Annotated in this window: 9 protein-coding genes; 3 read left to right on the forward strand and 6 right to left on the reverse strand. The window is 64.6% G+C overall.

Features of this window, described 5'->3' with window-relative positions; genetic code table 11:
* Positions 1 to 7 precede the first annotated feature (7 nt).
* The 6 genes from EBQ26_RS04480 to EBQ26_RS04505 form a co-directional block, all read right to left on the reverse strand.
* Positions 8 to 559 carry a TlpA family protein disulfide reductase gene (locus EBQ26_RS04480; protein ID WP_122237818.1) on the reverse strand — a complete coding sequence of 184 codons (552 nt, stop codon included), beginning with the start codon at positions 557 to 559 and terminating at the stop codon, positions 8 to 10.
* Between the two features lie 16 nt (positions 560 to 575).
* On the reverse strand, positions 576 to 6,614 hold the full coding sequence (locus EBQ26_RS04485) for an alpha-2-macroglobulin family protein (RefSeq protein WP_238944137.1): 6,039 nt from the start codon (positions 6,612 to 6,614) through the stop codon (positions 576 to 578).
* A gap of 691 nt (positions 6,615 to 7,305) precedes the next feature.
* The gene (locus EBQ26_RS04490; protein WP_122237820.1) at positions 7,306 to 7,704 is read right to left on the reverse strand and encodes a SirB2 family protein; all 399 of its coding nucleotides are present in this window, start codon (positions 7,702 to 7,704) and stop codon (positions 7,306 to 7,308) included.
* Between the two features lie 34 nt (positions 7,705 to 7,738).
* A complete protein-coding gene (ybeY, locus tag EBQ26_RS04495) occupies positions 7,739 to 8,200 on the reverse strand; it encodes an rRNA maturation RNase YbeY (protein ID WP_122237821.1) in 462 nt (153 codons plus the stop codon).
* A gap of 43 nt (positions 8,201 to 8,243) precedes the next feature.
* Positions 8,244 to 8,741, reverse strand: coding sequence for a hypothetical protein (locus EBQ26_RS04500; RefSeq protein WP_147473995.1), 498 nt, complete (start codon positions 8,739 to 8,741; stop codon positions 8,244 to 8,246).
* The gene (locus EBQ26_RS04505) at positions 8,731 to 9,756 is read right to left on the reverse strand and encodes a PhoH family protein (protein ID WP_452038977.1); all 1,026 of its coding nucleotides are present in this window, start codon (positions 9,754 to 9,756) and stop codon (positions 8,731 to 8,733) included. Before EBQ26_RS04505 ends, EBQ26_RS04500 begins: the two co-directional genes overlap by 11 nt.
* A gap of 88 nt (positions 9,757 to 9,844) precedes the next feature.
* On the opposite strand from EBQ26_RS04505, the gene ruvA reads away from it, so the two are divergent.
* The 3 genes from ruvA (at position 9,845) to hemC (ending at position 13,553) form a co-directional block, all read left to right on the forward strand.
* Positions 9,845 to 10,423 carry a Holliday junction branch migration protein RuvA gene (gene ruvA, locus EBQ26_RS04510; protein WP_122237823.1) on the forward strand — a complete coding sequence of 193 codons (579 nt, stop codon included), beginning with the start codon at positions 9,845 to 9,847 and terminating at the stop codon, positions 10,421 to 10,423.
* A gap of 55 nt (positions 10,424 to 10,478) precedes the next feature.
* The gene (locus EBQ26_RS04515) at positions 10,479 to 12,449 is read left to right on the forward strand and encodes a trypsin-like peptidase domain-containing protein (protein WP_238944139.1); all 1,971 of its coding nucleotides are present in this window, start codon (positions 10,479 to 10,481) and stop codon (positions 12,447 to 12,449) included.
* Between the two features lie 159 nt (positions 12,450 to 12,608).
* Positions 12,609 to 13,553, forward strand: coding sequence for a hydroxymethylbilane synthase (hemC, locus tag EBQ26_RS04520; protein ID WP_238944140.1), 945 nt, complete (start codon positions 12,609 to 12,611; stop codon positions 13,551 to 13,553).
* The last annotated feature ends 37 nt before the right edge of the window (positions 13,554 to 13,590 follow it).

The raw sequence follows: 13,590 nt of genomic DNA on the forward strand, positions 1-13,590 counted from the left end.
GGCGGGTTCAGGCGGGTTGCTCCAGCAGGCGCTCAATGGCGCGCTGCAACTGGGCCATATCGGGCGGGCCGATATAGCGCTGGGCAATGTGCCCTTGGCGGTTGAGCAGATAGCTGGTGGGGGTGACGTGCACCGGCCCCCAGGCGCGAGCGGCCTCGCCCGTGGCATCCAGGGCGACGGCAAAGGGCAGTTGGCGGCTGCGGGCGAAGTTGAGCACGTATTCGGGCCGGTCGTAAGGCATGGCGACGGCCAGGACGCCAAAGCCGCGCGCCTGGTAGCGGGCGTGGATTTGCGCCAGGGCAGGCATTTCGGCTACGCAGGCGGCGCAACTGGTGGCCCAGAAGTTGACGAGCAGCACTTGGCCGCGCCATTGGGCGGTGTTTTTTTGCGTGCCGTCGAGCAACAAGAATGCGGTGTTGGGCGCTGGCTCGAGCTTGCGGCCCCACCACCACAGGGCCGCGCCGCAGGCCAGCGCCACCACCAGCGCAGCCAGCAGCGCCTGGGTCGCGGCGGGCCTGCGCGGGGCGCGCGGCGATGAGGCCGGATGGGAAGAAGGCATAACGAGAAGGCTGTTGTTACGGCGTGGCGCGCGGCAAGTCCAGCACGGTCACATCCGCGTTGGGCGTTTCGCCAAAGACTTGGGGCATATACAGGGCTTCAGCGCGGGTGGGCGGCAGGCGGAACTGGCCGGGCTGGTTCAGGCGCACGGTGTAGGTGTAATGCGTCTGGCCGGGGTGCAACCCGTGGTAATAGACGCGCATGGCGTCCATCTTGCGCTCCTCCCACGCCACGCTCCAGCGGTCTTGCCGGTCTTCGCCTTGTGTCGCCAAGGCCGAGTCGCGCCCCAGGCCGCTGCCCAGGATGGCGCTGCCCGCAGGGATGGGGTCGGTCAGGGCCGTCATGCCCGTTTGGGCGCTGGCATGCACCACGAGGTGGACGCGGTAGATATCGCCTTGGCTCCACTGGCCGGGCCGCGTTTGCACGACGGGGACGATGGTTTTTTCCACCCGCAAGCCGGAGTGCACGGGCTGGGTGCTGGGCACAGCGGCCAGGGCGGAGAGCGTGATCCAGGGCTGGCCGCTGCCGATGTGCTCGACCTGCAATTGAGAGGCGGCAGCATCGCCCAGGCGCGCGATGGCATCGGGCCAGTCAAACGCCATATGCAGCTTGGCCGTGCTGGTGTTCACGGGTTTGCTGGCGGTGGTGCCCAACGCGGCGGGCTGCGCGGGCCAGGTTTGCTCCTGCACATCGGCACCCATGCGGGCGCGCAAGACGCCTGCGACCTCGGTCGCTTCATGCCATTGCGCGAAACGGCGCAAGGCCAACTGCCCCCAGAGGTTGGCGGTGGTGGTGCCCCAATGGCCGTTTTTCTGGCGCGCCATCAGGCCGCTGACCAGGCCGCCCGCATCCTGCTTCCACTCGGGCATGTCGGCGGTGATGAGCAGCAGACGGGCGGCATTGGTGTTGCCGTTTTGCATGACCCACCACCAGTCGTCGCTGCGCTCGGTGGTAAAGCCGATGTGCGTGCCCGTGTGCACGATGCGGCTGCGCAGCTCCTGCTGCACAGTACGCAGTTGCTGTGCCTGGCCGGGCAAGCCCTGGGTGTTCTTCAGAATGAGCAGCCAATCCAGCAGCGCATGGGTGGGCAGGCGCTGCGGCGCCAGTTTCAGGCTCTCCAGCATGCTGGGCGTGGCCTGGCCGTGCTGGGCCAGGGCGGCGATCACGCTCAGGCGCTCGACCGTGCGATCGTGGCGGCCAAAGGTGTTTTGACGCCCCAAGCGCCCTTCAGCAACATTCGCCAGGGCTTTGAGCAGCGCATCGCGTGCGGCAGCGTCGATGCGCAAATCGGCTTCGCCCAATTGGCCCAAGGTGGCATCGACGCTGAGCAAATGGGCGCTGAGCGCGATGTTGCCCTGCTCGCCATGCCCCCGGATGGGGAAGTACGCCGCCAGGCCGTCTGAGTCCAGGTAGCTGGGCAAATCGGCCAGCACGGCCTGGAGCATGTGCGGCTCCATCAGGCCCAGGGCTTTGCTGTGGCGTTGCTCCAAACAGGCATAGGGGTAGTTTTGCCACCAGCGGCGCAGGCCGGGCAGCGCATCGCCCGCCAGCGAGGCTTGTGCATCAAGGTGGATGCCGCCCAGGCCTTCCAGCGCGCCATCGGGCCAGGCGGTTGGCAATGTCAATGGCTCGCTGAGCTGGCGCAACGTGGCTTGCCGCACCGTCACCGGCACGGCGGCCAGCAGCTTTTGCGAAATGCGCATGGCATCGCGCTGGGCGGGGTCCTCGGCGCTTGCCTGCACTTCCCAAAGGGTTTGGGCCTCGGCTTGTGCGGCGGGCGGTTGCGGGGCCGTCACACGCCATTGCACGGTTTGCGAGGCGCCTGCGGGGATCTGCACCTGGCGCGGCTCCAGAGTCTGCGCGCCGTGGCGCGCTTGCACTTGCACGTTCATGGCCTTGGCAGTGGTGTTGCGCACGGTGATGCGGGCATCGTAGGCATCGCCCGCGCGCACCACCGGCGGCAGGCCGCTAATGAGCTGCACGTCTTGCGCCACGACGATTGAGCCGCTGCCCGAGCCGAAAAATTGCAGGCCGGCATCCGCAATGGCTTCAGCATGGAAGGTGGTGATGCTGTCGTTCAGGGGCACTTGCACCCGCGCCTTGCCTTGGGCATCGAGCTGCACTGCGGGCTGCCACAGCAGCAAGGTATCGAACAGCTCGCGCGTGGCGCCCTCCCCTTCCGAGCTGCCACCGCCGCCGCCTGCGGCGCGGGCCTTGAGGCCGTAATGGCGCCGCCCCACCACCTCCATTTGCGCGGTGGCGGTGCGCACGCCCCAGGGGCGGGTGCGCATCATGGCGCGCAGCACATCCCAACTGGGGTTGGGCGCCAACTCCAGCAGGGCCTGATCCACCACTGCCAGGGCCACCTCGGCGCCTGCAGCAGGCTGGCCGTTGGGCAGGCGCGCGGCAATCTCCAGCGTGGCTTGCTCGCCGGTGGCGTAGCGCGCTTTCTCCGGTTTGACGCTGACCTGGATGCGGTGGCCTTCGTCGCCCACGCGCACCAGCGCTACGCCCAAGCGGTAACTGGGCTTGCTCAAGTCCACCAGCGCCGTGGGCGGCACGGCTTCGCCCGTGTCGCTACGCCAGGCGTTCCACCACACGATGGGCGAGCGCCAGCCCCAGGTGAAGAAGCTGTACCACGGCACATCGCGCAGCCGCCCGCGCACGGCCAGCACGCTGACATAAACGTTTGGCCCCCAGGCTTCATCGATCTTGAGGGTAAAACTGGGGTCGGAACCTGCCAGCTCGATGACGCGCGTTTCGATGATGCCTTCGCGCTCCACCGTCACCAGCGCCTGGGCCTGGCGGTAGGGCATGCGCACCTGAAAGCGCGCGGTCTCGCTGGGCTGATAGCTGGGCTTTTCGGGCAGCACGTCCATGCGGTCGGAGGATTCGCCCGCAAACCACAGCTCACCTTCGCGCGTGACCCACACGCTGGTCGCAGAAGCAAAGCTGCGCCCGGCCGCGTCGCGGATTTCAGCCACCAGCTCGACTTCGCCACTTTCCGTCAGCTCCTTGACGCAATCAAAGCGGCCCGTTGGCCCGCTTTGGCCCTGGCACAGCACGCCCAGATCGCGCACTTCGTGATGGTGCTCGTATTTGTAAAAACCGCCCACCATGCGCTTGCGCGTGCTCAAGGTGGTGTGCTGGCGCCCGCGCACCTGCACGGCCGCGCCCGCCAAGGGCTGGCCTTGCGGCGTGAGGGCGATGGTGCGCACGCTCAGGGGTTTTTTCACCGACACCCAGTGGTCGGTGTGGATGCCCACCAGCGCTGCGGTGGGCCATAGCGCCTGCTTGTGGGTGAGGGTTTGCATTTCGCCATTGGGGTCTTCGAACGTGGCTTCGATGCGGATGTCTTTGGGGCGCTCGCCCAGCGCCTGATCCAGCCCCGGGATGGTGAAGCGGCCCTGGCCTTGCGCATCGAGTTGCAGCGGGGCTTTGTCCAGCAGCAAGCTGGCGCTGGCCGGCATCTCCGGCTGCGCTTGGCCTTCACCTGGGCTGCGGTTGACAGCTTGCGGCGCGTGGAAGGTATAGCGCTCGTATTCAGCGAAATGCAGGGGCTTGTCTTCCAGCATGGCCGAGATCTGCACCGGCCAATGGGAAGCTGCACCGCCGCTGACATAGCCCAGGTGCATGTTCATCTCCATCGCACGAGGCGCGCCGCCTTCGGCCGTGGGTTGCGCGGGGCTGGGCTGCACAGGGGTGATCGTGCCCGTCAACACGGGCAGGCGAAACTCCTCCACCCGAAATTGCGCGGTTTGCATGCCGCCATGCCGCTCGGCGCTGAAAGCCTGCATGTGCACGGCGTATTCGCCCAAAGGGGCCAGTGGCGGCAGTTCGAGCGCGGATGTAGCCGCAGCGCCCCCGCTGGCATTGCGCCGCCACGTCAAGGGCAAGCGGAACTCGCGCCCGCTGCCCAGGTGCTGCACCACCGCCGTTTGCGGCAAGTCCGCCTCCCCGGGCGCTGCGAAGCCGCCCAGCACGGGCAGGCGCGCGTAGTGCTTCATGGAGAGGGTTTCGCCCGCGCGCAGCAGGCTGCGATCCAGCACAGTGTGCAGCAGCGGGCCTTCGCCATCCAGGCCGTAGTCGTAATGCACATCAAAGCGCCAAGGTTCGATGCCCCGATTCCACTGCGTGGAGACCAAGCCCAAATCGCCGTCGTCCGTGCGGGCGCTGATGAAATAGCCACTGCCCTGCAAGCTTTCATCGGCGGAGCAGGTGGTTGGGGCGGGCAGTGCTTCAAAGCGCGCCACGCCTTGCCCATCCGTCACGCCCTGGGCCGCCACCTGCCCATCGCAACGGTTGACTTGCACGCGCGCGCCAGCCACCGGCTTGCCCGAATCCAGCGCCGTCACCCACGCCATGGCGTTTTCCGCCCCCAGCTTGAAATGCACCATCAAGTTGGTAACCAACACTGCCGTGCGCGCATGCAGCACGCGCGGCTCGCCATAAGCCTGGTCCAGCAAGGCCTTGCCCAAGGTGGGCGAGGCGATCTCCACCACCTGGAAGCCCGGCTGCAAGGCGATGCCCACCACCTCTGTTTCGCGGCGCTGGGCGTTGTCGCGGCGGGCGGGCAGGGTTTGCTCTATTACCCTGGGCGCTTGGTTGAGCAAGGACAGCCCGCGCGTCTCGATGGCGTCCTCATCGTCTGCATCGCCTTGCGATGCGGTGGCGCTGGCAGCGCGCGCAGGCACGACCACGCCCAGCTTTTGCGCGCGCGTGCGCTGGATATAGCCCCCCGGGCTGAACAACTGCACGCGCGCCAGCCACTGCATGATGTCGCGATCGTGGTCGAGCTTGAGGATCTTCACGGGCAGGGGCGCTTCCACCGCGCGCAGCGTGACCGGCAACAGCGCAGGCTCGTGGTAGCCCTCGGCAAAGCGCTCCATCACGGCGAAATCGCCCGTGGCGAATTTGGCCAGCGCGGGCAGGCCGCCTGTGGCCACTTTGAGCGGAAAGGACGCGGCATTGCGCAAGGCGCGGCCCGCTTCGTCCTGCACGTCTGCGGGCAGCACCAGCTCAAAAGCCGTGTTGGGCGGCAGCGGCGCGGCAAACCGCACCGTGTCGAAATAGCGCCCCGGCAAGGGCTTGTCCCGCCACTGCTGCACGCTCGTGCCGGCCTCGCTATCGCTGGCGTCGCCCTCCAGGGCCACTCCCTGCCAGACGCGCTCGCCCGCACGCAGTTGGATGTGCTCCAGCCAGCGCATATCCAGGGGCGCAGAAAAACGCAACTGCATGGGGCGCAGGGGCGAGCAAGGGTTGCTGGCCTTTTCGCGCTCACACTGGAACACCGCTTCAAACGGCTCGCGCACCCGGTAATAAAAGGTTTGGGCGCTTTCGCTGCTCAGCCCGCTGAGCGCGCGCACGCCTTTGCCCAACACCAGCTTCATCGCCACCCCGGCGCTCAGGCGGCGCTGGCACGCCAGGCCCACGATGGCCTGGGCAGGCCCCTGCTCGCCTCCCTCCCATTGCAGCGCCAGCAGTTGTTGGCGCTCTTGCGCATCCAGCACCCGCACGGGGATGCGCTCGCCCACATCCTCGGCCTCGCAATGCACGTGTCGGGGCAGGCTGGCGGCATCAACAGGGGCAGAGAACTGCACCAGAAAGCGCTGCTCCTCGTCCACGCCCTGCATCCAGGGGTCTTTCTCCAGTTGGTTCCAGGGCAGGTTGCTGCTGAGTTCTTCGCCCCACGGCTCAATGCGCTGCACCTGGGGGCCGCCGGTGTTGAAATGCTGCGGTGCGGCCAAGGCGATGGGGTGGCCTTGCAAATCGCGGAATGCGGCATCGGCCGTCACCGTGCATGCCACACCGGCGGGCAATGGCTGCTTGAACGCCCAGGCCCATTGGCGCGGGCTGAGCCAGCGGCCCTCGCCAGCGGCCTCGCCGCCCACGCACTGCACCTGCACGGGCGCGGCAACCTGGGGGCGGCCGAATGCCACGGCATCTTGCGCAAAAGTCACCACTACTTGCGCAGGCTCGGAGACGGAGCCGCTGGGCGTGATGCTGACAGGCTGCGCGGCATAGGCGCTGCCTCCCCAAAAACCTGCCGCCAACATGCTGAACGCAGCCGCACATGCTCCAAGGGCCGCCCGTGCGGCGGGGAGACGCCCAAAACTCCCAAAACGAAGCCAAGAACTGTCTGCAACCATTTTTTTCTGCTTCAAGAAAGTGACCGAACAGGGCCAGGATGGGCACAGCCTGCCTCGCCCCAAAGCCTGCTCAAAGTCCCGACGCAAGCGGGCGAAGTGGTGTGGGATGGGCTCTGCGTGCGCCGCAGACCGCCCCAATCCGCCTCATGGCCAGCCGCGCAGAGACTTTGCATAGGCTCTGGCAGATCATTATGGGACAAGCCCTCTGCGCACAAAGCCTTGCCAGCCCCGGCAGTGGCCACGGCCCACGCCTTTTCAAAAACCATAATTACAATTCAAAAAGAAAATTAATCACCTTGTTATGGCGTGATAGATATAAATTTTCATTTATATTGAATTGTAAAAAATCTTGATGCGGGATACCCCATCAAGGGCCGCAAGCAAAAAAGAAGGCACCTGCAAGGGTGCCTTTATAGGGTGGAAGTCTCCGGCTGTTATACGGTTATCTCGACTGCCTTGGTGAAATAGGAAGAATGGTGGCAGTGCGTTGTTTTGTCTCCTCGGCCTCTCGGCGACTGCAATGCCTGGAAGGCATCCGTCGCGAGTGGTGCGGACTATAGCGCTCTGGCCCGATTCATCCATAGGGGCTTACCCCGACTCACATCCACCAAGACAGCCAGCCCCAAGGCGTTTTCAGCCGCGCCATGCTGAACATGGTCAAAAAACACAGCAGGGCAGCCATATATGCGCCCCATTGGTGCAGCCGCCGCCTCGCGCGCAAAGCCACAAAGCCCAGCACGATATAGGCCACAAGCAGTAGCAGCTTGACCTGCAACCAGCGGGCGTGAAGCATGCCAAAGTCGTAAGCCGCCAGCAGCACAAGGGCGGAAGCCAGCAGACAAATATCGATGCCCATGCTGAGCCGGCGCATGGGCTTGGTCAGCGGCTTGCGCGAACCCAGCAGCACCGCCAGAGCGCGAGCGGCAAACAAACTGCCGCTGAGCACGACCAGGCTCATGTGCAGATGCTTCAGCCAGGGGTAGGAATCGATCAGCATGTGCGCACCCCAATACCCATCATGAATTAGCCCATCAACTTGGCAAATAGGGGTTGGCAAAACCCAGGCCGTGCAAGATGCGCACTTCTTGCGCCTCCATCGCCTGTGCGTCCTCCTCGCTGGTCTCGTGATCCCAGCCCTGGGCGTGCAAAGCGCCGTGCACCAGCAAATGCGCGTAATGGGCCTGCAAACTCTTGCCTTGCTCGGCGGCCTCGCGCGCCACCACGGGTGCGCACAGCACCAAGTCGGCCATAACCACAGGCTCCTGGGCGTAATCGAACGTCAGCACATTGGTCGCGTAATCCTTGTGGCGATAAGTGTGGTTGAGCTGGCGGCCCTCCTCCTCGCCCACGATGCGCACGCTCATTTCCGCCGGGCCAGCCAGTGCATGGCGCAGCCAGCGCACCACACGATGGCGCGGCAGCGCCGCACGGTGCAACGCGGCATCGTCCAGACGGGCAAATTGCAAAGACAAAGTGAGTTCGGGTAAGGCCATGGTGTGCTCTTGGGGTGTTGATCCGCGCGCGCCGCAGCGGCGTTCAGCTTTGCGGGGCGCTGGGGGCGTGTGCGGCGTGCCCAGGCTGAGCCGCCACCTCGCGGCACTGAGTCAGCACATCCACTTCTTGCGCCGAAACGCCAGCGGCTTTGAAGCGCAGCGCGCCCAGGCGCTCGCTCCAGCGGTAGCTGTTTTCGGCATCCACCGCCACGTATTGCCCCGGTGCATGCGGCAGCGGCTGCATGGCAATGCGCTGGCCTGCATAGGCGAGGATGGCGCGCTCGCCGAGCTGGCCCGCCTGGCCGATGTAGCTCAAGCCGATGCGCTCTCCCGTCGCGCACTGGTATTGCTTGTGCATTGCACTGGCTGCGGCCGCGCGCAGCGCTTTGCCCGCCACAGTTGCCTGCTGGGCACTTTGCACATTGGGCTCGGGGGCTGTTGCGGCCGATGGGCTGGCGCAGCCTTGCACCACCAGCGTCGCCGCAAGCGCCGCAGCAACCACCGAGCCAGCCCGCCCCCACATCCGCTGATTACTGCGCATCGCCACCCTCCTGCACTGGCGCGGGCTGCGTGCGGCCGCTCTCGCCACGGGGTTTGGAGGCCGCTTTGCCGCTCTGGGCCGCATCGTAGGCATCCACAATCCGCGCCACCAAGGGGTGACGCACCACATCGCCGCTGTCAAACTCGGTAAATGCAATGCCTTTGACGCGCTTGAGAATGCGCCGGGCATCCAGCAAGCCGCTGGTGGCCCCCTTGGGCAAATCGATCTGGCTGGCATCGCCCGTAATCACGGCTTTAGCGCCAAAGCCGATGCGGGTGAGAAACATCTTCATCTGCTCGGGCGTGGTGTTTTGCGCTTCATCCAGAATCACGAAAGCGTTGTTGAGCGTGCGCCCGCGCATGAAGGCCAGCGGGGCGATTTCCAGCGCATTGCGCTCGAACGCTTTTTGCACGCGGTCAAATCCCATGAGTTCATACAACGCGTCGTACAACGGGCGCAGGTAAGGATCGACCTTTTGCGTCAAATCGCCAGGCAAAAAGCCCAGCCGCTCGCCCGCCTCCACCGCCGGGCGCGTCAGCACAATGCGCTGCACCGCGTTGCGCTCCAGGGCATCGACCGCACAAGCCACGGCCAGATAGGTTTTACCCGTGCCCGCCGGGCCAATGCCGAAGGTGATGTCGTGCTCGGCAATGTGGCTCAGGTACACGCTTTGGTTGGGCGTGCGGGCGCGCAAATCGCTGCGGCGCGTGGACAGGCGCACCGCGCCGTGCGCATCCTCGGCCATGGGGCTGTCGCCCACCAGCATCAACTGCACGTATTCGGGGGAAATATCCCGCTGCGCCATTTCATAAAGCGCCTGCAACACCTCCAGCGCCTTTTGCGCATTGCGTTTGCTGCCTTCGATGCGGAAGGACTCCTCCCGCCGCACGATGGTGGTCTGCGTCGCCGCTTCGATGGTGCGCAAATGCGCATCCATGGGGCCAGCCAGCCGGGCCAGGCGTTGATTGTTGACGGGGATAAAAGAGTGGCGCAGCGTGTGAGACAAGGCGATCAATCCAAAATAGCCGCAGAGGAATCGGCAACAATCGGCAGGCGGCGCCCCTCAGCACAACGCCGCACAGCCACTGAAACAGAGAAAAGCCATGATAGGACAACTGCGCGGAACCCTGGCGGAAAAAAGCCCGCCGCTGATCGTCATCGATTGCCACGGCGTGGGCTACGAGGTGCAGGTCTCCATGAACACCTTTTACCACCTGCCCGCCGTGGGCGAGAGCGCCCTTTTGCTCACCCACCTGGTGGTGCGCGAGGACGCCCACATCCTCTTTGGTTTTGGCAGCGCGCGCGAACGCGCCTGCTTTCGCGAGCTGATCAAAATCTCCGGCCTGGGGCCCAAGACCGCCCTGGCCATCCTCAGCGGACTGACGGTGGACGACCTGGCCAGCGCCATCGCCCAGCAAGAGCTGGCTTTGCTCACGCGCATCCCTGGCATCGGCAAGAAAACCGCTGAGCGACTACTGCTGGAACTCAAAGGCAAACTGGGCGATGCAGGCGGCCTGTCGCCCTTGGCCAACGCACCTTCGCAACAGCGCCAGGACATCCTTCAGGCCTTGCTGGCGTTGGGCTATTCCGACAAAGAGGCACAACAATCGTTAAAAAACCTGCCTAGCGATATAAGTGTAAGTGAAGGTATCAAGTCCGCCCTAAAATCGTTGGCAAAGTGATGCGAGAAGAGTCCATCGCTTTGCGTGCATGATGGCTTTTACTAGAGAGGTACATATGAAGAAGCTGAACATCGCCATGGCAGTCATGGCCACTATGGGGCTGAGCGCTGCGCAGGCCCAGCAAGCGCAAGAATTTTTTGCTCCCTCCTACCACGCCAGCGAAGTGGCGGGTGAAGCCACGCCGCTGGCCTTTTCATCCCAATTCAGCGCCAAACTGGCCAAGAGCGCACGCGTAGCCGTCACGCCCACCGTCGTCGATCTGGGTGCGATGGATGACTACTCCCTGATCGCCAAGCGCGCCGTGGCCGAGCAGCCCAACGTGCGCATGATCGGCACGGCTCGCGCCAGCGATGCCACCAGTGCCGTCGAATCCACCCAATCCCTGCTGAAGTGGCAAAAGCTGCCCGGCGGGCGCCAGGTGGCCGCGCTGCAATACCAGTCGGGCAATGCCCACGGCATGCGCTTGGGCCTGCTCGTGCATGCTTTGCCGGATGCTGCCGTCGTGCGCGTTTATGCCCCCGGCCAAGCCGACAGCGCGCAAGAGATGACCGGCGTGCTGATCCGCGAAACGCTGGAGCGCAACGCCAGCGCCAAAGAAGCCACCTTCGAGCAAATCAACACCTTCTGGCTGCCCACCGTTGAAGGCGATGCAGCGGTGGTGGAAATCGAACTGCCCGCCTCCGCCTCGGCCAGCGACGTGCAGGTAGCCATCCCGACCGTTTCGCACATTTTTGAGTCGCTGCAAGATCTGGCTTATCAGGACATCCAGAAAAGCATCGGCGAATCCGGCGCCTGCAATTACGACGCCTCGTGTGAGCCGGCCATTGAACAGGTGCGCAAATCCGTCGCCCGCATGACCTTTGTGCGCGATGGCATCACAGGCACTTGCACCGGCACACTCATCGCCGACCAAAACCGCACCGGCACGCCCTATTTCCTGACGGCAGCACACTGTATCGACAACCAGCCCACCGCTTCCACGCTGGAAACCGACTGGCGCTTCCACACCCAGTCCTGCATGGATCCAGCGCTGTCGGCCTCCCACTTCAGGCTGACGGGGTCGGCTTCCGGTGCGCGTCTGGTCTATTCGGAAAACAAGTACGACACCACGCTGCTGGTGCTCAACAGCAAGCCTTATGGCGACGTGGTGTACGCCGGTTGGTGGACCACTCAGGAACTGCACCAAGCCGTCTATGGCATCAGCCACCCCAGCGGCGATCTGCAAAAAGTCAGCTTTGGCCGCATCTCCAACTACCACGTTTGCTCCGATTTCGATGAGGACGGCAGGACCGAATGCCGCGAGGGCCTGCGCGGCGATGACAGCGATTTCTTCAATGTGAAGTACAGCTACGGCACCACCGAAGGCGGCAGCAGCGGCTCGGGCCTGTTTGCCTGGCACCAAAACGGCGCCTACTACCTCACCGGCGTACTTAGCGCGGGCAGCGCCTCTTGCTCATGGCGCGAGGGGAGCAACGTCTATGGCCGTTTTGACCGCGCCTACCACGATGGCCTCAAATACTTCCTGGGCGAAAAAGCCACCAATTACATGAGCTTGCGCCCTGTATACCGCTTCTTCAACACGGCTTCCGGCTCGCACTTCTACACCCAAAGCGTCCAGGAGCGCGACATCGTCATCAAAAACATGCCTGCCCTTCATTACGAAGGCGAAGCCTTCTGGGCGTATGTGAATGCACATGTGCAAAACTCAGCGCATGCTCACCTCAGCCCCGTGTACCGCTTCTTCAACCAGGCCACCGGCGCACACTTCTACACCACCAGCCCCCTTGAACGCGACATTTTGAGATCTGCCGACAATGCCAACACCTTCAAGTACGAAGGCGAGGTCTGGTATGCCCGCACCATGCCTGGCGACGGCACCGATCCGGTCTATCGCTTCTACAACACCAGCAATGGCTCGCACTTCTACACCATCAGCCATCAGGAAAAACTGCTGATTGACGCCATCTTCCCCAGCCTCAAACCCGAAGGCGTGGCCTACTACGCTTGGCCCAAGACCAGCCAGTAAGCACCGGGGCAACAAAGCCGCTGTGCTCCAGCACGGCTGGCTTTGGCGCTGACACACCAAAAGGCGGGCCGCATGGCCCGCCTTTTGCTTGGCCCGTATCATCCCCGGCCCAACCCATTCCATCGCCCAATCCCTGCTTTTTGCGCTCCTTATTTCCTCATGCCCACCACCATGCACCATTTGCCCAATCCCCTGATCATCGCCACCCGCGAAAGCCGCCTGGCCCTCTGGCAAGCCACACACATCCAGGCCGAGCTGAAGCGGCTCGGGCATACCGCGCGATTGCTGGGCATGACGACGCAGGGCGATCAAATCCTCGACCGCAGCCTCAGCAAAATCGGCGGCAAAGGCCTGTTCGTCAAGGAGCTGGAAACCGCCCTGGCCGATGGGCGCGCGCACCTGGCCGTACATTCGCTCAAAGACGTGCCCATGGCCTTGCCCGAAGGCTTTGTGCTGGCCTGCGTACCGCCGCGCGGCAATCCGCACGATGCCTTCGTCTCCAACACCTATGCGCGCCTGGAAGATTTGCCTCAGGGCGCCATCGTGGGCACCTCCAGCCTGCGGCGGCAGGTGCTGCTGCACCACCTGCGGCCCGATCTGCGTATCCAGCCCCTGCGCGGCAACCTCGACACCCGCTTGCGCAAACTCGACGAAGGCCAGTTTGACGCCATCGTCCTCGCCGCCGCCGGGCTGGAGCGCCTGGGCCTGGCCGAGCGCATCCGCATGCAATTTCCCCCCGAGCAAATGCTGCCCGCTGCGGGCCAAGGCGCGCTGGGTATTGAGGTACCCGCCCGCCACGGCGCGCTGATCGCGGCGCTGCAACCGCTCTCGCACCCGCCCACCTGGCTGGCCACCGTGGCCGAGCGCACCATCAGCCTGGCCCTGGGCGGCAGTTGCTCCATGCCGCTGGCCGCGCACGCCGTGTGGGAAGGCACCGGCCAGCTATGGCTGCGCGCAGCTTGGGGCGACCCAGAAGGCCAGCGCCCGCTCACCCAAGTGCAGGCGCGCGCCCAGGTCGAAAACGCCGACCAGGCCCAAGCCCTGGGGCAGCAACTGGCCGATGCCCTGCGCAGCGCCGCCGGATTGGGTGATGCGCTGCCCTAATGCATCATTTTTTGCAAATCAAAGGAAATGAAATTGC

Origin of the sequence: Allofranklinella schreckenbergeri (assembly GCF_003703475.1) — a bacterium.
GTDB classification, from domain to species: Bacteria; Pseudomonadota; Gammaproteobacteria; order Burkholderiales; family Burkholderiaceae_C; genus Lampropedia; species Lampropedia schreckenbergeri.

Excerpts from the sequence above, each read along its gene's own strand:
- EBQ26_RS04480 (WP_122237818.1), bottom strand. The coding sequence starts at position 559 with ATGCCTTCTTCCCATCCGGCCTCATCGCCGCGCGCCCCGCGCAGGCCC.
- EBQ26_RS04485 (WP_238944137.1), bottom strand. The coding sequence starts at position 6,614 with ATGTTGGCGGCAGGTTTTTGGGGAGGCAGCGCCTATGCCGCGCAGCCT.
- EBQ26_RS04490 (WP_122237820.1), bottom strand. The coding sequence starts at position 7,704 with ATGCTGATCGATTCCTACCCCTGGCTGAAGCATCTGCACATGAGCCTG.
- ybeY (WP_122237821.1), bottom strand. The coding sequence starts at position 8,200 with ATGGCCTTACCCGAACTCACTTTGTCTTTGCAATTTGCCCGTCTGGAC.
- EBQ26_RS04500 (WP_147473995.1), bottom strand. The coding sequence starts at position 8,741 with ATGCGCAGTAATCAGCGGATGTGGGGGCGGGCTGGCTCGGTGGTTGCT.
- ruvA (WP_122237823.1), top strand. The coding sequence starts at position 9,845 with ATGATAGGACAACTGCGCGGAACCCTGGCGGAAAAAAGCCCGCCGCTG.
- EBQ26_RS04515 (WP_238944139.1), top strand. The coding sequence starts at position 10,479 with ATGAAGAAGCTGAACATCGCCATGGCAGTCATGGCCACTATGGGGCTG.
- hemC (WP_238944140.1), top strand. The coding sequence starts at position 12,609 with ATGCCCACCACCATGCACCATTTGCCCAATCCCCTGATCATCGCCACC.